Origin of the sequence: Kitasatospora sp. NPDC004799, assembly GCF_040609095.1 — a bacterium.
Lineage (GTDB): Bacteria > Actinomycetota > Actinomycetes > Streptomycetales > Streptomycetaceae > Kitasatospora.
This window is the reverse complement of the sequence record NZ_JBEXJK010000036.1, coordinates 17,983-35,415: the sequence shown is the minus strand read 5'-3', so window position 1 is coordinate 35,415 and position 17,433 is coordinate 17,983. Positions and strand designations below refer to the sequence as shown.

Below are 17,433 nucleotides of genomic sequence, written 5' to 3'. Positions count from 1 at the left end.
CCCCGCACCGACCGCCCCCGGCCGGGCGCAGCCCCGGGCGGCCGCCGAGCCCGGGCCCCGGGCCGCCGGCGACGAGCGGGAGCTGGACGCGGCCCTCGCCGAACTCTCGCTGATGGTCGGTCTGGAGCCGGTCAAGCGCCAGGTGCGGGCGCTGTCCGCCCAGTTGAGAATGTCGCGGCTGCGGGCCGAGCAGGGCCTGCCCGTCCAGCCGCCGAAGCGCCACTTCGTCTTCTCCGGCCCCTCGGGCACCGGCAAGACCACCGTGGCCCGCATCCTCGGCCGGGTCTTCCACGCCCTCGGCCTGCTCTCCGGCGACCACCTGGTGGAGGCCCAGCGCGCCGACCTGGTGGGCGAGTTCCTCGGCCAGACCGCCGTGAAGGCGAACGAGCTGATCGACTCCGCGCTGGACGGCGTGCTGTTCATCGACGAGGCGTACAGCCTCTCCAACTCCGGCTACACCAAGGGCGACGCGTACGGCGACGAGGCGCTCCAGGTGCTGCTCAAGCGCGCCGAGGACAACCGGGACCGGCTGGTGGTGATCCTGGCCGGCTACCCCGAGGGCATGAACCGGCTGCTCGCCACCAACCCCGGCCTCAACTCCCGCTTCACCACCCGGGTCGACTTCCCGAGCTACCGCCCCGGCGAGCTGACCGCGATCGGCGCCGCGCTGGCCGGCCGGGACGGCGACGGCTGGGACGAGGACGCCGCCGAGGAGCTGTCCAGCATCTGCGCCCACGTGGTCCGCGAGGGCTGGATCGACGAGCTGGGCAACGGCCGGTTCATCCGCACCCTGTACGAGAAGTCCTGCGCCTACCGGGACCTGCGGCTGTCGCTGCTGCGCGAGCCGCCGGGCCGGGAGGACCTGGCCACCCTGCGGCTGCCGGACCTCGTGCAGGCCTACGGGGAGCTGATCGACGGCCGGGGCTGAGGCCGTGCCGGACACGCCCTGAGGCCGCGACCGGCTCCCCGGGGGGCTCAGCTCCGCAGGGCCTCGGCCTCGCGCTCGGGGTCGAGCCCCACGTTCGGCCGGTCCTCGCGCTGCGGGGCCTCGCCGCCGATCGCCCGCAGCCAGGCCCAGGTGTCCGCCACGGTCTCCTCGACCGGGCGGCAGCGCAGCCCGTCGGCCACCGCGCGGGCGACCGAGGCGGTGTGCAGGTAGTCGTACAGCTCGCCGGGCGCCGCCCAGATCGGCAGCTCGGTCCACGACGCGATGCCGGCCGCGGCGATCCGCTCCGGGGCCGTCCAGCGGAGCTCGGCGTCCGAGCCGGTGGCCCGCACGCAGGCCTCCAGGAGGCTCCCGGTGGTGGCGTGGTCGGTCGGGCTGACCACGTTGTACGCGCCGGACAGGCGCGCGGCGGTGGCGTCCAGGGTCCAGCTCGCGAGGTCGCGGACGTCGATGTACTGCAGCGGGGTCTCGCGCGGGCCGGGGGCGAGCACCCGGCCGCCCCTGGCGATCCGGTTCAGCCACCAGGGCAGCCGGCCGATGTTCTCGTGCGGGCCGAGGATCAGCCCGGAGCGGGCGAGCAGCGCGCTGCCGCCGAACTCGGCCTCCAGGGCCAGCTCGGCGCCGCGCTTGTTCTCGGCGTAGCCGACCTCGCCGGCCTCGTCCGGGTCGCCCTCGACGACCGCGGCGGACTCGTCGGCGCCGGCCGTCTTCGGCCACGTGTACACCGAGCCGCTGGAGATGTACGCGTAGTGGCCGACCCGGCCGTTGAGCAGCCGGGCGCTGTCGCGCACCGCCGCCGGGGCCCAGGACCAGGTGTCCACCACCGAGTCCCACTCCCCCGTCGCCAGCGCGGCGAGGCCGCCCTCGGCGGTGCGGTCGCCCTTCAGCACCTCGACGCCCTCGGGCGCGGGCTGCGTGCCGCGGTTGAGGGCCGTCACCTCCCAGCCCCTGGCCAGCGCCTCCTCGGCGACGACCCGTCCGACGAACTTCGTTCCACCCAGCAGCAGAAGTCTCATGCCGACCACCCTGCTCCAGGGTGGTCGGCATGGGAACGGGTGAATGCTCTCAGCAGAATCGCCAGGAGCGGACAGCGGCCGTCCGGACGCTCCGGACGTCACGGGCCGTCAGGGGACGTCCGGCCGTTCGGGCCGTTCGGGCCGTTCGGGCCGTTCGGGCCATTCGGGACGGTCAGGCCGTCGCGCGGTGGTCCGGGTCGTGCATCTCGCCGACCAGCTCCTCCAGCACGTCCTCCAGCATGACCACCCCGAGGGTGCGCCCGTCCTGGTCCAGCACGGCGGCCAGGTGGCAGGCGGCCCGGCGCATCGCGCCGAGGGCGTCGTCCAGCGGGAGGCTGCCGCGCAGCACCGTGATCGGCCGCCACAGGCGGGCCGGGACGGGCGCCGACGGGTCCTCCACGTCGAGGACGTCCTTCAGGTGGACGTAGCCGAGGTAGCCGTGGCCGGCCGGGTCGCCGTCGGTGACCGGGAAGCGCGAGAAGCCGGTGCGCAGCGCCAGGTGCTCGACCTCCGCGGCGGTCACCTTGGTGTCCACGGTGACCAGCTGCTCGGGTTCGAGCAGCACCTCGGTGACCGGTCGGCGGCCCAGCTCCAGGGCGTCCTCCAGGCGCTCCTGGCGGCTCTCGTCGAGCAGGCCGGCGTCCCGGGAGTCGGCCAGCAGGTACATCAGCTGCTCGGTGGTGAACACCGACTCGACCTCGTCCTTGGCGTCCACCCGGAACAGCTTCAGGACGCCGTTGGCGAAGGCGTTCAGCACCCGGATCACCGGGGCGAGCCAGCGGGCCAGCCGGTCCAGCGGCGGGCCGAGCCAGAGCGCGGCCCGCTCCGGGCCCGCCATGGCCATGTTCTTCGGCACCATCTCGCCCATCACCATGTGCAGGAAGACCACCACGGCGAGCGAGATCCCGTACGAGAGCGGGTGCATCAGGCCGGCCGGGACGCCGATCGCGTGGAACGGGCCCTCCAGCAGGGAGGCGATGGTCGGCTCGGCGAGGGCACCGAGGCCCAGCGAGCAGACGGTGATGCCGAGCTGGGCGGCGGCCAGCATCGCGGAGACGTTGGACAGCGCGTGCAGCACGGTGCGGGCGCGCTTGTGCCCGGCCTCGGCGAGCGGCTCGATCTGGCTGCGGCGCACCGAGACCACGGCGAACTCGGCGCCGACGAAGAAGGCGTTGCCGAGCAGGAGCAGCAGCGCGACGGCCAGTTGCAGGGCGGTCATCGGCCCTCCTCCCGGTGCTCGTCGAAGCTCGCGGGCGCGGTGGTGCGCTCCACCCGGACCGCGGTGGTGCGGTGGCGGTCGACACCGGTCACGGTGAACCGCCAACCGGGCAGTTCGGCCTGCTCGCCCACCTCGGGGAGCTTGCCGAGCAGGTCGGAGACCAGGCCGGCCAGCGTCTCGTACGGGCCGTCCGGGGCGTTCAGTCCGATCCGCTCCAGCTGGTCGATCCGGGTGCGGCCGTCGGCCTCCCAGACCGGCAGGCCGTCGACCGGCGCCAGCGGGAGCAGCTCGGGGTGGTCGTCGGGGTCGTGCTCGTCCTGCACTTCGCCGACGATCTCCTCGACGATGTCCTCGACGGTGACGACGCCGGCGGTGCCGCCGTACTCGTCGACCACGATGGCCATCGGCTGGAGGCGGCGCAGCCGGTCGAGCAGCCGCTCGGCGGGCAGCGTCTCGGGCACCAGCAGCGGCGGCGAGGCCAGCTCGCCGACCCGCACCAGGCCGCGCCGGGCGGCCGGGACGGCCAGGGCGTCCTTGAGCGTGACGATGCCGGTGACCTCGTCCAGGCTGTCGGTGTAGACCGGGAAGCGGGACAGGCCGGTGGCCCGGGTCAGGTTGATGACGTCGGAGGCGGTGGCGTCGCGCTGGAGCGCGGAGACGTCGATGCGCGGGGTCATGACGGACTCGGCGGTCAGCTCGCTCAGGCCCAGGGTGCGGACGAACAGCGTCGCCGACTCCTCGTCTATCGCGCCGGCCTTGGCCGAGTGGCGGGCCAGCGAGACCAGCTCGTCCGGCGTGCGGGCGTGGCCCAGCTCCTCCTGCGGCTCGATGCCGAAGGCCCGGACGGTCCGGTCGGCGGCGCCGTTCAGGAAGCTGATCAGCGGGCGGCAGGCGAAGGAGAAGGCCATGTGCGGGGCGGCGACCGCGCGGGCCACCTGGAGCGGGCGGGAGATCGCCCAGTTCTTCGGCACCAGCTCGCCGATCACCATCTGGACGACGGTGGCCAGCACCATGCCGACGATCACGGAGACGCCGCGGGCGGCCGAGTCGGGCACGCCGATGCCGGTCATCACCGGGTCGAGCAGGGTGGACAGGGCCGGCTCGGCGAGCATGCCGACCACCAGCGAGGTGACGGTGATGCCGAGCTGGGCGCCGGAGAGCTCGAAGGAGAGGTGCCGCAGGGCCCTGGCGACGCGGCGGGACTTGGCGTCGCCCGCCTCGGCGGAGCGCTCGACCTCCCCGCGCTCGACGGTCACGAAGGCGAACTCGGCGGCCACGAACAGGCCGTTGGCGAGGATCAGGAGAACGGCTGCGAGCAACAGCAGCCAGGCGGTGATCACAGTGCCGCCTGCCTTCCGGGGGTCGGAAGCGAGGCGGCGCAGGTACTACCGGACGGATCGTCCATCGAGGGGGAGTGTCACTCCTCTGGTCGTTCGGGCACTCGATTTCGGGCAGGGCGAACTTTGCCCTGCTTTTACCAGCGTAGACCATACCCGGATGGGGGTAAGGGGGCCCGTTCGGCCCGCCGGGGACGGAGACTCCCTGGTGGGTGCCTGTCCGGGCGCGGGCCCGGGCGTGCCGCCGGGTCCAGGCCGCGGCGGCTCGGGCCGGGCCCGACGGGCCACCCGGCTCAGGCCGCGGCGTGCCGCTCGACCAGGTCGCGCAGCGCGCGGGCGTGCGCGATCGCCTGGTCCTTGCCGACGCCGGACTGGATGCCGACCGCGGCGAGCGAGGTGCCGTCGGCGAGGTCGAGGGTGGCCCACGGGTCGCCCTGGCGGAAGTTGACCCGGACGATCTCGGCCCAGGCGAGCCGGCGGCGGCGGACGAAGTTGACCACCGTCACGCCCTCGGCGTCGGCGCTCACCCGCGGGCGGGCCAGCATCAGGCCGACGCCGGCGAACAGCAGCCCGCTGGCCGTCATCATGATCCGGTCGTTGAGCTGCCAGTTCTCCGGGAGCAGCACGGCCATCACGGCGAACAGCACCACCAGCAGGACGCAGACCGGCAGCAGCACGGCGCGGGTGCGGCGCGGCGCCCAGGTGACGGGGAGCTGGACGGGCGACGTGGACACGTGGGGTCTCCGGAGGGTGGTTCTGGGGGCTTCTGCCGGCGGCAGCACGACGGGGTGGGGACGCGGTCGGCGTCCCCACCCCATTGAACCGTTCCTTACCCGCGCGCGAACAGCCAGGTCACCCGGGTGCCCGGGTGGCCCGGCGGGCGGGTCAGAGGCGGCAGGCGTGGATGTTGGTGACCAGGATGGCCCGGGCGCCGATGCCCCACAGGTCGTCCATGATCTGCTGGGCCTCCTTGCGGAGCACCATCGAGCGCACCGCGACCCAGCCCTCGGTGTGCAGCGGCGAGACGGTCGGCGACTCCAGGCCCGGGGTGAGCGCGACGGCGGCGCCGACCTTCTCGGCGCGGATGTCGTAGTCCATCAGCACGTAGCGGCGGGCCACCAGCACGCCCTGGAGGCGGCGCAGGAACTGCTCCACCCCCGCGTCCTCGCCCGCGCCCTTGGGCCGGATCACCACGGCGTCGGAGACCAGGATCGGGTCGCCGAACACCTCCAGGCCGGCGTTGCGCAGGCTGGTGCCGGTCTCCACCACGTCGGCGATCACGTCGGCGACGCCCAGCTGCACCGCGGTCTCGACCGCGCCGTCCAGCTTGGTGACCGTCGCCTTCACGCCGTGGTCGGCCAGGTGCTGCTCGACCAGGCCGGTGTACGAGGTGGCGATCCGCAGGCCCTCCAGGCCCTTCACGTCCTCGACGTCCACGCCCTCGGGGCGGGCGAAGCGGAAGGTCGACCCGGCGAAGCCGAGGGCGAGCACCTCCTCGGCGTTGGAGTGCGAGTCCAGCAGCAGGTCGCGGCCGGTGATGCCGACGTCGAGGCGGCCGGAGCCGACGTAGACGGCGATGTCACGGGGGCGGAGGAAGAAGAACTCCACCTCGTTGTTCGGGTCGACGAGGACGAGCTCCTTGGGGTCCTTCCGCTGGCGGTAGCCGGCCTCATGGAGCATCTCCGCCGCGGGACCCGAGAGAGAACCCTTGTTGGGGACGGCGATGCGCAGCATGGGAGGTTGCTTCCTTACCTGTTGGGAGGATGTGGGGTGCTCGGAGGAGCGGGGTCCGGAGGTGCGTGGCGGGGGGTCTAGAGGTACTTGTAGACGTCGTCGAGCGTCAGTCCACGGGCGATCATCATCACCTGGACGTGGTAGAGGAGCTGCGAGACCTCCTCAGCCGTCTGCTCGTCCGACTGGAACTCGGCGGCCATCCAGACCTCGGCGGCCTCCTCGACGACCTTCTTGCCGATCGCATGGACGCCCTGCTGGACGAGCTGCGCGGTACGGGAGGACGAGGGGTCGCCGGTGGCGGCCTTCTGCTGGAGCTCGGCGAAGAGCTCCTCGAATGTCTTCGAAGCCATGATGGCCCCACCATACGGCGTGCGGGCGGACGGGCGGTAAACAGTCCCGGAGCGTGGACGGTCCGGTGGACGTCCACGCTCCGGATCGCGCTCGGACGGTGGTGCGCAGTGTCCGAGGCGGTGGCGCGCGGTGTTTCAGGCGGTGGCGCGCAGCGTCACGGCGGTGGCGACGGCGGCGGTGACGGCCTCGTGGCCCTTGTCCTCGGCGGAGCCCGGCAGGCCCGCGCGGTCGAGCGCCTGTTCCTCGTTGTCGCAGGTCAGCACGCCGAAACCGACCGGAACGCCGGTGTCGACGCTGACCTGGGTGAGGCCGGCAGTGGCCGCCTGGCAGACGTAGTCGAAGTGCGGGGTGCCGCCGCGGATCACCACGCCGAGGGCCACCACGGCGTCGTAGCCGCGCTCGGCGAGGCGCTTGGCGGCGACCGGCAGCTCGAAGGTGCCGGGCACCCGCAGCACGGTCGGCTCGGTGACGCCCAGCTCCTTGAGCGCGCGGTGGGCGCCGTCCAGCAGGCCGTTCATCACCTGGTCGTGCCACTGGGCGGCGACGACGGCGACCTTGAGGTCGGCGGCGCCGTCGATGGTCAGCTCGGGGGCTCCGTGGCCGCTCATGATTCGTACTTCCTGTTCTGTCTCGGGTGGGATGGCTTCACGAGCCGGTGGGGTGGCGTCAGGAGCCGGTGGGGTGGCGTCAGGAGCCGAGGCCGGGCAGGTCGTGGCCCATCCGGTCGCGCTTGGTGCGCAGGTAGCCCAGGTTGTGCTCGCCGGGCGCGATCTCGACCGCTTCGCGCCCCTTCACCTTGAGCCCGTGGTCGGTGAGCGCGGTCAGCTTCTGCGGGTTGTTGGTGAGCAGGGTGAGCGAGCGCACGCCGAGGTCCACCAGCATCTGGGCCGCGATGCTGTAGTCGCGGGCGTCGGCGGGCAGGCCGAGGTCCAGGTTGGCGTCGACGGTGTCCCGCCCCTGCTCCTGGAGCTCGTACGCGCGCAGCTTGTGGGCCAGGCCGATCCCGCGCCCCTCGTGGCCGCGCAGGTAGAGCACCACGCCGCGGCCGGCCTCGGCGACCCGCTGCAGCGAGGCCTCCAGCTGCGGGCCGCAGTCGCAGCGCAGCGAGCCGAAGACGTCGCCGGTCAGGCACTCGGAGTGGACCCGCACCAGGACGTCCTCGCTGTCCGGCAGCCGGCCCGAAGCATCCAGGCCGCCGGCCACCAGGGCGAGGTGCTCGACCCCGTCGATGGTGCCCTTGTAGCCGACGGCGGTGAACTCCCCGTGCGCGGTGGGCAGGGCGGTGACGGCGGCCCGGTCGACGTGCAGCTCGGTGCGGCGGCGGTAGGCGATCAGTTCCTCGATCGAGATGATCGCCAGGCCGTGCTCGCGGGCGAAGGCGACCAGCTCGGGCAGCCGGGCCATGCTGCCGTCGTCGTTGACCACCTCGGCGATCGCGCCGGCCGGCGGCAGGCCGGCGAGCCGGGCCAGGTCGACGGCGGCCTCGGTGTGGCCGGCCCGGACCAGCACCCCGCCCTCGACGGCGCGCAGCGGGAAGACGTGCCCGGGGCGGGTGAGGTCGCCGGGCTCGGTGCCGGGCGAGGAGAGCAGCTTCACGGTGCGGGCGCGGTCGGCGGCGGAGATGCCGGTGTCGACCCCCTCCCGGGCGTCCACCGAGACGGTGTACGCGGTGCCCTTGCGGTCCTCGTTGACCTGGGTCATCGGCGGGAGCTTGAGGCGGTCCAGCTCCTCGCCGGTCATCGGGGCGCAGATCACCCCGGAGCTGTAGCGGATGGTGAAGGCCATCAGCTCGGGGGTCGCGGCGGAGGCGGCGAAGACGATGTCGCCCTCGTTCTCGCGGTCCTCGTCGTCGACCACGACCACGGCACGGCCGAGCGCGATGTCGGCGATCGCCCGCTCGACCGGATCGAGGACGAGCTCGGGCTCGGTGGCGCCGGTGCTGGACTGGTTCTCGGTCATCTCGGTCATACCGTGGCTCCCTGCGGGACGGTGGCGGACTCGGCGCGCGGCTCACGGGTGCTCAGCCACCAGGAACGCAGGCCGAGCAGCACCAGGACGAAGTAGATGGAGTAGGTGAGGCCGGAGAAGGTGTAGCCGCTGTTGAAGGCGAACGGCACGCCGACCGCGTCGACCGCGATCCAGGCGAACCAGAACTCCACCCAGCCGCGGGCCTGGGCGACCATCGCGGCCAGCGTGCCGACGAAGATGTAGGCGTCCGACCAAGGGCTCCAGGACAGGCTGGGGTAGGACGTGAAGAGCAGGGCGAGCCCGACCGTCCCGGCCGCGGTGCCGGCCGCCAGCGCGAGCCGCTCGGGCCAGCTGGCGAACCGTACGGCGACCGTGCCGCCGTCGCGGCGGCCCCGCTGCCACTGCGCCCAGCCCCAGGCGGCGGTGACGATCACGATCAGCTGCTTGCCGATCAGGCCGGGGACGTGGCCGCCGAGGTAGGCGGCGATCAGCACCGCGCCGGACAGCAGCTGGACCGGCCAGCTCCAGACCGAGCGGCGCCAGCCGAGCGCGAGGCCGCCGAAGCCGAGGATGTTGCCGAACATGTCGGCCCACTTGACGTGTTCGCCGAGGACGGTGAACGCCTCGCCGCTGAGCCAACTCACTGGGACTCCCCCGGGGTTCCGTCGACCGGCAGGCCGGACGGGGTGGACAGGTCGGACGCGCCGGACCGGCCGGACGCGGTGGCCGGGCCGGCCGTGGCGGCCGGGTGCGGCAGGTCGGGAAGGTTCGGGAGGTTGGGGAGGGTGCGGGACTCCAGGAGGCGCTCGACGTACTTCGCGAGCACGTCCACCTCCAGGTTGACGCTCTCCCCGACGGCCTTGGCGCCGAGCGTGGTCAGCGCGAGGGTGGCCGGGATGAGGCTGACGGTGAAGCTGTCCCGGGCGGCCTCGACCACGGTGAGGCTGACGCCGTCGACCGTGATCGAGCCCTTCTCCACCAGGTAGCGGGAGATGGGCTCGGGCAGCGAGAACCGCAGCACCTCCCAGCGCAGCTCGCCCGCCGCGTCGCGCTCGCCGGGCTCGCGGCTCAACAGCCGTCCGGTGGCGTCGACATGGCCCTGGACGAGGTGGCCGCCCAGCCGGGCGCCGAGCGCCATGGCGCGTTCCAGGTTGACCCGGGAGCCGGGTGCCAGCTCGCCGAGGCTGGAGCGGTGCAGCGTCTCGGCCATCACGTCGGCACTGAACTCACCGGTGCCGGCGGCCAGTTCCTCCGGGCCGTCGACGACGGTCAGGCAGACGCCGTTGACCGCGATGGAGTCGCCGTGCCGGGCACCCGTACAGACCACCGGGCCGCGCAGGCGGATCCGCGAGGAGTCGCCGATCTCCTCGATCGACACGACCTCGCCGAGCTCTTCGATGATGCCGGTGAACACCCGGGTCTCCTCGCGCTTGGGGCGCGGACTCCGGGGTGGCATGGGAGATGACACGGACGGGCACCGGTGCACGGGCCCGGTCCACCCCCTTCTCCGGGGTTGCCGAGTCCACCGGGAGATCGCTCGCCCGGCCCGGGAGACACCGCTCCCGCCGTTCACCTGACCGGGGTCCGGGAGGCGGGCTGTCGCCTGCCGGTGGACCACGGGTACTGCTCTTCGTCCGCCCGCGCACGCCTCCCATCCGGACTTTAACCGTCGGTCCAGGAATTTCACCTGGTCAACCGGCCGCTGGCTGCGGACGGGTCGCGGACTGTAACCGCCGGTTCGGATTTTCACCGACCCCGGAGTGCGCTGAACGTCACTGCTTTGATGCCGTCATTGTGCCACGGACGGCGCAACCGCAGGGAGACCCCCGTGCTGTGGTCTGTTTCACGGGCCCGCCGGGAATGCGCGGCGCAGCTGCCGGCCGGCGCCGCGGAGCGCGGTGCGCGGGGGGGGGCGGAACGGTCCGGCGGCGCGGGCCCGGAACGGTCTGGTGGCGCGGGCCCGCGGTGGGGGCGAGGCTGGAAGACGGGGCCATGGCGGTGACGCACCGAAGTGACGGAGGCGAGGACGATGGCGAAGTTCATGGACGTCCACCACGGGATGGCCGGGATCACGGCCGAGCAGCTCAAGCAGGCCCACGCGGCCGACCTGAGGGTCGAGGCCGGGGAGGGCGTCCACTTCGAGCACGCGTGGGCGGACCCGGAGTCGGGCACGGTGTACTGCCTCTCCGAGGCGCCGTCCAAGGAAGCCGTGCAGCGGGCCCACAACCTCGCCGGGCACCCGGCGGACGAGGTCCACCCGGTGCCGCTGTCGGTGTGAGGGCGCAGGTCGTGTTGCCCTCGGTGGTGACGGCGCGGGCTCAGAGCGCGGCGGGTGCGCTGACCTGCCGGAAGTGGGTGACCTCCGGAGGGTGGGCGAGGTAGCTCAGCTCGCCCTCCGACCAGACCGGCCGGATCCGCCACATCGGCCCCGCGTACCCGCGCAGGGCCTCCTCGTCGCGCCAGCGGCTCAGCACCAGCACCCGGTGCCCCTCCTCGGTCACCGAGCGCAGCAGCTCGCCGCCCAGGCAGCCGTCGGTCCGCCCGAGCTGCGGGATCACCTGGGCCGCCAGGTGGGCGCAGAACTCCTCGCAGCGACCGGCCAGGACCTGCCCGGCCCAGATTCTGACGATCACGACCACCACCTCCGGCGCGGAGTCCCTGGCCCCATTATCAGCGGAAAACCGCTGGTCGCCAGGGGTACGGCCACTCCGGTCCGCGGGCGGTCCGGGGGCGGTCCGGAGCGGCCGGCCGGCGGTGCGCCGAGCGGCCTCGGCTAGATTCCCGGTATGACGACCACACCGGAAACTGTCGATTCGTCAACCACCTCACCCCACCGGCCGGGCGGCCTGTTCGACGCCCTCCGCGCGGGCGCGCTCAGCGATCCCGCCCAGCTGCGCGAGGTCTACGAGCAGCCCGGCGATCACGCGCGGCGCAAGCAGGTCGACCACCTGCACGAGGTCGCCCAGCGCCTCATCGCCTGCTCCCCGCTGGTCTTCGTGGCCAGCACGGACGCCGCCGGGCGGTGCGACGTCTCCCCGCGCGGCGGGCCGGCCGGGCTGGTCTCGGTGCTCGACGAGTACACCCTGGCCATTCCGGACGCCACCGGCAACAAGCGCTTGGACACCCTGCACAACATCCTGGAGACCGGCCGGGTCGGGCTGCTCTTCGTCGTCCCGGGCCGGGACTCCACGCTGCGGGTCAACGGGCGGGCCTGCGTCTCGACCGACCCGGAGCTGCTGCGGCAGCTGACCGCCGTCGGCAAGCCGCCGCGCAGCGCGATCGTGGTCGCCGTCGAGGAGGTGTACGGGCACTGCCCGAAGGCCTTCCTGCGCTCCTCGGCGTGGAAGCCGGAGAACTGGCTCGCGAAGGACGCGCAGCCGAGTTCGGCGGAGGTGACGCTCTCGCACCTGCGGGACGGGTCGCTGACCGTGGAGATCATCGAACAGCACGAGCGGGAGGCGCTGCTGTACCGGTACGAGTGAGGTGGCGGGGCCGGTGGGTGCCGGTAGGGGGCCGGTGGGGCTCTGTCCGTCCCAGGTGCACGGCCCAGGTGCCCGGCGCCGGTCCGGGTGGGCCGGGCGCCGGGCGGGGGCGCTCAGGCCGCCTTGGGAACGTCCACCACGGGAGCGCCCGCGGCGGCCCGCTGGACCGCCTCGACGCCCTTGTGGGCGGCGTCCTTGCTGGCGTAGCCCTGGCCGGTGGCGACGATCTCGCCGTTGCCCGCCTTGAGCCGGAACCGGTACTTGCCACCGGCGTCCTGATAGACCTCGAACTTGCCCGACATCCGGGCCACCTCCTCGTGGGGCCTCCTCGGGAGCGCGCGCTGCGCCGCTGTCGGGCCCCCGGCAGCACCTTGCGCCCGGCACCGGGGCGGCCGCACCCGGACGGCGGCCGGTCGGGTGAAGCCGGGCCCGCGCGGGTTTGCCGGGGGTGCCGGGACGGCCGCCGGTGGCTTGAATGGACGGATGGACTGCGTCTTCTGTGCGGTGGTGGCGGGCGAGGAGCCGGCGCACCGGGTGCTGGACGACGAGGTGGCGGTGGCCTTCCTGGACCGTCGGCCGCTGTTCCCCGGGCACGTCCTGGTCGTACCGCGCGCCCACCACCCGACGCTGGCCGACCTCCCGGCCGCCGCGGTGGGGCCGTTCTTCCTGCGGGTGCAGCGGGTGGCGACGGCCGTCGAGCGCGGGCTGGGCGCGGCGGGCAGCTTCGTGGCGGCGAACAACCGGATCAGCCAGTCGGTGCCGCACCTGCACGTCCACGTGGTGCCGCGGAACCCGAAGGACGGGCTGCGCGGGTTCTTCTGGCCGCGGCGGCGGTATCCGGACGAGGCGGGGGCGGCGGAGGTCGCGGACCGGCTGCGGGAGGCGCTGGCGGGCTGAGGGGGCGGCGGCAGGCGGACGGGACGACGGCTCGCCTTCCCGTTTGCCGTGGGTACGGTGCGGGGCGCAGCGGCGCCTACTCCTGCGGGAGCATCGGCGGGGGTCGAGATCGTTTTCCGGGTGGACGATTCGGCGTCGGCGGGAGCCTAGGCTCGCGAGCATGAACGAACTCGCCTGCCTCGTGCAGCAGACGGCCGACCGGCTCGCCGGGCGGCACGCCGGTGCGGTGGTCGCCGGGCTGGCCGGCGGCGCCGTGGAGATCCGCGGTGCCGGGCGGACCGGGCCGGGCGGTGGGGTGCCCGGGCCGCGCACCCTGTTCGAAATAGGCTCCGTCACCAAGGTGTTCACCTCGCTGCTGCTCGCACGGCTGGCCCTCGGCGGCACGGTCGGGGTGGACGAGCCGCTCGCCGAGGTGCTCTCCGGGGCCTCGGGCGGTCGTGCGGCCGTCCCGGTCAGGGGCCCGCAGCCGATCACCCTGCGGCACCTCGCCACCCACACCTCGGGGCTCCCCCGGCTGCCCCGGGGGCTGGCAGTGCGGGCGCTGCTGTCGCCCGGCAGGTCCGATCCGTACGCCGGCTGCACCGCCGAGCAGGTGCTCGACGGGCTCGCCCGGACACGGCTGCGGGCCGCGCCCGGGCGGAGCTTCCGCTACTCCAACCTCGGCGCGGGGCTGCTCGGCCTGGCCCTCGCCCAGCGGTCCGGCGTCGGGTACGAGGAGTTGGTGGCGCGCGAGGTGTGCGCACCGCTGGGTCTGCCGGACACCTGCGTGCGGTCGGACGGGGAGCGGTCCGCGCGGCTGGCGCACGGGCACACGCCGGGCGGCCGGACGGTGCCGTACTGGAACTTCGCGGACGTGCCCGGCATGGGCGGGCTCAGGTCGACCGCCGCCGACCTGGCGGTGTTCCTGCGGGCCCAACTGGCCGCCGAGCGGGAGCCGGACGCGCCGCTGTCGCCCGCGATCGCCCTCACCCGGGAGTCCCGCCACCGGGTCAATCCGTTCGCCTGGACGCACCTGGGCTGGCTCGGGCACCGGCTGCACACCCGGCAGGGCGGGCACCTCCAGATCTGGCACAACGGGGGCACCGGCGGGTTCGGTTCGTTCGTCGCCTTCGATCCGGAGAAGCAGGTGGGCGTGGTGGTGCTGGCCAACACCCGCCGGTCGGTCGATCCGGCGGGCACGGCACTGCTGCGCGGGCTGCAGAACGGGCTCGCGACGCCGGGTAGCCCGGCATGACGGCTGTGCGTCGTCCCGGGCCAGCGCTGCCACCCGGCCCGCCCGGGAGGCGCTCGTTCCGTTCGTCCCCACCCCCGTGACGGGAGGCGTCGGCCGGGGCGCGATGATGGCGAGGGCGTTTCAGGCCAAAAGGTGCCGATTGGCACTGTCGCCGGGGGCGCCGAGCAGTTGATGCTGAGGATCCGGCAGTCGCGGTTCCGATGGGGAAGCCCGCCGAGTGGAAGGGGGCCGGCATGGCGGTGACGTGGTCGCCGACCCGGGTGCGGTCGGCCGGTGCGGCCGGTCCTGCCGACGCGACCGAGTCGGTCGGTTCGGTCGGTTCGGTCGGTTCGGTCGGCCCGACCGGAACGGCCGGGCGGCTCGGCCACGTGGTGCGGGTGTACCGGCGGTTCCGGCCGCTGTCCTGGTCGGCCCGGATGTGGCTGCACTTCTGCGGGGTGGCCGTCTCCGTGGTGGTCTGCCTGGCGCTCGGCGGGTGGTGGCCCGCGCCCGTGCTGGCGGCCGCCGCGGTGGTGGCGGTGAGCGGGTACGAACGGCTGCGGCCGTCGCCCGGGCCGCGGTCCGTACGGGTCCACGAGGGCGGTCTGGTGCTGGTCTCGGCGGACGGCCGCGAGGCGGCACTGCCCTGGAGCGCGGTGGAGGCCACCGAGTACTCCCCCGGCGGGCCCCGCGGGGTGCCCGAGCACGGGCGAATATGGCCGGCCGGCGCGGACGAGCCGCTGGTGTTGGCGCACGTGCGCGATCTGGGCGGGCTGTTCCGGGAGCTGGAGGAGCGCCTCTCCCCCGGGCTCCGGGCCGCGCTGCACGAGACGCTGCGCACCGAGGGGAGCGTCCGGTTCGCGCGGGGGCGGCTCACGGTGACGGCCGGCGGGCTGGTGCACCGGCCGCCGCACCCGCTCGCCGCGACGGAGGCCCACCGATGGGCGGAGGTGCACTCGGCCCTGGCGTCCGGCCTCGGCGAGCTGGAGGTCCGGACGCACTCGGCCGGTCTCCCGCTCACCGTCCCGGTGCTCAACGCCTGTGCGGCCGCGGCCTTCCTGGAGGACCTCCGGGCGGCTGCCGCCGGGTGACCGCCCCGGTCGGCCCCGCCTCCTCGAGGCCGTCCCCCTTGAGAAGAGGAGCCGTCCCCCCTAAGGGCGTCACCCGCCCGCCCCGGAGGGGATCAGTACGCCACTGAGTGGACGTCAGTTCCCTTTCCCGCGGCCTACGGTCGTCGGCATGAGTCGACTCCGTACGACCGCCGCCGGGGCAGCCCTGCTGCTCCCGCTCCCGCTGTCCGTCACCGCTGCCGCGCCGGCCCTGGCCGCGCCGCCCGTCCACTCCGCCGCCGCTCCGGCCGACCCGGCTTCCCGAGCCGCTGCCCGGATCGAGCTCCCCCGCCCGACCGGGCCGTACGCGGTCGGGCAGGAGGTCCTGCACCTGGTGGACCGGAACCGGCCGGACCCGTGGGTGCCGGCCGCCGGTCCGCGTCAGCTGATGGTCTCGATGTACTACCCCGCGCACGCCGGGACGGGCACCCCCGCCCCGTACCTCACGCCCGCGGCCGCCCGGGCGCTGCTGGACGGGAAGCTGCCGGGCAACACCGTCCCGACCGAGGCGGTGTCCGGCACCCGGACCTGGGCGGAGTCCGGGGCGCGCCCGCAGGGCGGCCACTACCCGCTGGTGGTCCTGTCGCCGGGCTTCACGATGCCGCGGGCCACGCTCAGCAGCCTCGCCGAGGACCTGACCAGCCACGGCTACGTCGTCGCGGTGGTCGACCACACCTACGAGAACACCGGGACCACCTTCCCCGACGGACAGACCCTCCCCTGCGCGGCCTGCGGCACGGTCGACAGCCGCGAGGCCGCGGCACGCCTGGAGGCGGGCCGGGCGAAGGACGTCTCCTTCGTCATCGATCAGCTGACCGACCGTCCGCACCCGGCCTGGCGGTACGCCCGGCTGATCGACCGCGACCGGATCGGCATGGCCGGGCACTCCGCCGGTGGCGCTTCCACCGTCCCGGCCCTGCTCACCGACGACCGGATCCGCGCCGGGGTGAACATGGACGGCACCATGCACTACCCGGTGCCCGAGTCCGGCCTGAAGGGCAAGCCGTTCATGATGATCGGCCACCCGCTGGCGGGCGGCGGCCAGGACCCGACCTGGGTCACCGGCTGGGCCCGGCTGGACGGCTGGAAGCGCTTGCTGACCGTCGACGGCTCCGACCACGGGAGCTTCACCGACTTCCCGGTCTTCTTCGACGGGCTCGGCATCCCCAAGGACCCGCACACCACCATCGGCGGCCTGCGCGCCGTCTCCCTCACCCGGCAGTACGTCGGGGCCTTCTTCGACCTCCAGCTGAAGGGCGTCCCGCAGCCGCTGCTGGACGGGCCGAGCGCCGCCAACCCGGAGGTGCGCTTCACCCCCTGACACGCGCCCCGTGGCCCGTGGCCCGGGGTCGGGGTCGGGGTCGGGTTCGGGATCGGGGGGTCGGGGGCCGATCGGCAGACCGCCGGCGGCCCCCGTGGTCCCCGTGGCCCTGCGGCCCCGCGGCCCCCGGTGGCCCGATCGGCAGGGCCGGTCTGGGAGTTCGGGGCCGATTGATAGCGTGACCGCCATGACGGAGCTGGCAGAGCTGGTCCTGACCCCCGGCGAGCGGGCCCAGGGGGTCCTCATCGACAGCGTGACGTTCACGATGGACTGGACCGGGGAGGACGAACCTGGCCTGCTGGCGGCGTTCGTGGCCGGCCGGGTCCGGGCCCTCGGGGTGGAGCCGACCGGCGTCGACACCACCGCCGTCGACCGCGCGGCCAAGGCCGATCCGGAACTGGGCCGCGGCGACCTCCCGGTCCGCCGGCTCGATCATCTCTCCGGCGTGCTGGCCGGCCTCGGCTGCACGCTGCTGGTGCTGGACAGCGGCACCGACGCCTACGAGCTCCTGGTCGCGCTGGCCGGCGAGGCCGGGCCGGCCGGGTGGACGCACGAGGGCGTCCCGGTGCGGGCCTGGGGCTCGGAGCGCGAGGGGACGCTGGTCAGCCTGGACTGCCCGAACTGCTCGCAGATGCTGGTCTGGGAACTGCCGGCGACGGAGACCCTGGCCGACGAGCACTGCGACTGCGGAGCCGCGCTGTTCGACGCCGCCGGCCGCCCGGTGCCCGGCGTCACGCTCCACGACTGAGCCGCCCGGCGCGTCGGCGGGCGCCCCGCCCCCGCCCCCGGCGGCAGGGCGGCTGCGCCGGGTGGGGGTGCGTGCGAAGATGGCAGGGCTGG

At 74.1% G+C, this 17,433-nt stretch carries 20 protein-coding genes and 1 riboswitch; of the genes, 8 read left to right on the top strand and 12 right to left on the bottom strand.

Annotated features, from left to right (window positions below):
* On the top strand, positions 1 to 928 hold a 928-nt coding region (locus ABZW03_RS07845), incomplete at its 5' end, for an AAA family ATPase (RefSeq protein ID WP_355253680.1).
* A 47-nt stretch (positions 929 to 975) separates the two neighbouring features.
* Here ABZW03_RS07845 and ABZW03_RS07840 read toward each other — a convergent pair.
* The 10 genes from ABZW03_RS07840 to ABZW03_RS07795 all read right to left on the bottom strand — a co-directional run bounded on the left by ABZW03_RS07840 (position 976) and on the right by ABZW03_RS07795 (position 9,985).
* Positions 976 to 1,962: an NAD-dependent epimerase/dehydratase family protein gene (locus ABZW03_RS07840; RefSeq protein WP_355253678.1), complete on the bottom strand. Its 987-nt coding sequence runs from the start codon at positions 1,960 to 1,962 to the stop codon at positions 976 to 978.
* A gap of 172 nt (positions 1,963 to 2,134) precedes the next feature.
* The gene (locus ABZW03_RS07835) at positions 2,135 to 3,181 is read right to left on the bottom strand and encodes a hemolysin family protein (RefSeq protein ID WP_355253676.1); all 1,047 of its coding nucleotides are present in this window, start codon (positions 3,179 to 3,181) and stop codon (positions 2,135 to 2,137) included.
* A complete protein-coding gene (locus ABZW03_RS07830; RefSeq protein WP_355253674.1) occupies positions 3,178 to 4,521 on the bottom strand; it encodes a hemolysin family protein in 1,344 nt (447 codons plus the stop codon). Before ABZW03_RS07830 ends, ABZW03_RS07835 begins: the two co-directional genes overlap by 4 nt.
* A 290-nt stretch (positions 4,522 to 4,811) precedes the next feature.
* The gene (locus ABZW03_RS07825) at positions 4,812 to 5,252 is read right to left on the bottom strand and encodes a PH domain-containing protein (protein WP_355253672.1); all 441 of its coding nucleotides are present in this window, start codon (positions 5,250 to 5,252) and stop codon (positions 4,812 to 4,814) included.
* 151 nt (positions 5,253 to 5,403) lie between these two features.
* Positions 5,404 to 6,252, bottom strand: a complete 849-nt coding sequence (hisG, locus tag ABZW03_RS07820) for an ATP phosphoribosyltransferase (RefSeq protein ID WP_355253670.1) — start codon at positions 6,250 to 6,252, stop codon at positions 5,404 to 5,406.
* A 77-nt stretch (positions 6,253 to 6,329) separates the two neighbouring features.
* A complete protein-coding gene (locus ABZW03_RS07815; RefSeq protein ID WP_280685086.1) occupies positions 6,330 to 6,602 on the bottom strand; it encodes a phosphoribosyl-ATP diphosphatase in 273 nt (90 codons plus the stop codon).
* A 135-nt stretch (positions 6,603 to 6,737) separates the two neighbouring features.
* Positions 6,738 to 7,211, bottom strand: coding sequence for a 6,7-dimethyl-8-ribityllumazine synthase (gene ribH, locus ABZW03_RS07810; protein ID WP_355253667.1), 474 nt, complete (start codon positions 7,209 to 7,211; stop codon positions 6,738 to 6,740).
* Positions 7,212 to 7,290: 79 nt separating this feature from the next.
* Positions 7,291 to 8,562: a bifunctional 3,4-dihydroxy-2-butanone-4-phosphate synthase/GTP cyclohydrolase II gene (locus tag ABZW03_RS07805; protein WP_355253686.1), complete on the bottom strand. Its 1,272-nt coding sequence runs from the start codon at positions 8,560 to 8,562 to the stop codon at positions 7,291 to 7,293.
* Between the two features lie 5 nt (positions 8,563 to 8,567).
* On the bottom strand, positions 8,568 to 9,215 hold the full coding sequence (locus ABZW03_RS07800) for a nicotinamide mononucleotide transporter family protein (RefSeq protein ID WP_355253665.1): 648 nt from the start codon (positions 9,213 to 9,215) through the stop codon (positions 8,568 to 8,570).
* The gene (locus tag ABZW03_RS07795) at positions 9,212 to 9,985 is read right to left on the bottom strand and encodes a riboflavin synthase (RefSeq protein WP_355253684.1); all 774 of its coding nucleotides are present in this window, start codon (positions 9,983 to 9,985) and stop codon (positions 9,212 to 9,214) included. Before ABZW03_RS07795 ends, ABZW03_RS07800 begins: the two co-directional genes overlap by 4 nt.
* Before the next feature lie 225 nt (positions 9,986 to 10,210).
* A riboswitch (FMN riboswitch) is annotated at positions 10,211 to 10,338 on the bottom strand.
* Positions 10,339 to 10,600: 262 nt separating this feature from the next.
* Between ABZW03_RS07795 and ABZW03_RS07790 the strand changes: the two genes are divergently transcribed.
* A complete protein-coding gene (locus ABZW03_RS07790; protein WP_355253663.1) occupies positions 10,601 to 10,849 on the top strand; it encodes an SCO4226 family nickel-binding protein in 249 nt (82 codons plus the stop codon).
* Between the two features lie 40 nt (positions 10,850 to 10,889).
* Here ABZW03_RS07790 and ABZW03_RS07785 read toward each other — a convergent pair whose 3' ends face one another.
* Complete coding sequence (locus ABZW03_RS07785) at positions 10,890 to 11,204, bottom strand: antibiotic biosynthesis monooxygenase (protein ID WP_355253661.1); 315 nt, start codon at positions 11,202 to 11,204, stop codon at positions 10,890 to 10,892.
* Positions 11,205 to 11,357: 153 nt separating this feature from the next.
* Between ABZW03_RS07785 and ABZW03_RS07780 the strand changes: the two genes are divergently transcribed.
* Positions 11,358 to 12,053, top strand: coding sequence for an MSMEG_1061 family FMN-dependent PPOX-type flavoprotein (locus tag ABZW03_RS07780; RefSeq protein WP_355253659.1), 696 nt, complete (start codon positions 11,358 to 11,360; stop codon positions 12,051 to 12,053).
* Positions 12,054 to 12,166: 113 nt separating this feature from the next.
* Here the strand turns inward: ABZW03_RS07780 and ABZW03_RS07775 are convergent, their stop codons facing one another.
* Positions 12,167 to 12,355: a DUF1508 domain-containing protein gene (locus ABZW03_RS07775; RefSeq protein ID WP_355253657.1), complete on the bottom strand. Its 189-nt coding sequence runs from the start codon at positions 12,353 to 12,355 to the stop codon at positions 12,167 to 12,169.
* A 181-nt stretch (positions 12,356 to 12,536) separates the two neighbouring features.
* Here ABZW03_RS07775 and ABZW03_RS07770 point away from each other — a divergent pair, with 181 nt between their 5' ends.
* The 5 genes from ABZW03_RS07770 to ABZW03_RS07750 all read left to right on the top strand — a co-directional run bounded on the left by ABZW03_RS07770 (position 12,537) and on the right by ABZW03_RS07750 (position 17,341).
* Positions 12,537 to 12,950 carry an HIT family protein gene (locus tag ABZW03_RS07770; RefSeq protein WP_355253655.1) on the top strand — a complete coding sequence of 138 codons (414 nt, stop codon included), beginning with the start codon at positions 12,537 to 12,539 and terminating at the stop codon, positions 12,948 to 12,950.
* A gap of 160 nt (positions 12,951 to 13,110) precedes the next feature.
* Positions 13,111 to 14,184: a serine hydrolase domain-containing protein gene (locus ABZW03_RS07765; protein WP_355253653.1), complete on the top strand. Its 1,074-nt coding sequence runs from the start codon at positions 13,111 to 13,113 to the stop codon at positions 14,182 to 14,184.
* Between the two features lie 233 nt (positions 14,185 to 14,417).
* On the top strand, positions 14,418 to 15,254 hold the full coding sequence (locus ABZW03_RS07760; RefSeq protein ID WP_355253651.1) for a hypothetical protein: 837 nt from the start codon (positions 14,418 to 14,420) through the stop codon (positions 15,252 to 15,254).
* 148 nt (positions 15,255 to 15,402) lie between these two features.
* Entirely contained in the window at positions 15,403 to 16,593 is a 1,191-nt protein-coding gene (locus ABZW03_RS07755; protein ID WP_355253649.1) for an alpha/beta hydrolase, read from the top strand.
* A gap of 187 nt (positions 16,594 to 16,780) precedes the next feature.
* Positions 16,781 to 17,341: a hypothetical protein gene (locus ABZW03_RS07750; RefSeq protein WP_355253647.1), complete on the top strand. Its 561-nt coding sequence runs from the start codon at positions 16,781 to 16,783 to the stop codon at positions 17,339 to 17,341.
* Positions 17,342 to 17,433: the final 92 nt, after the last annotated feature.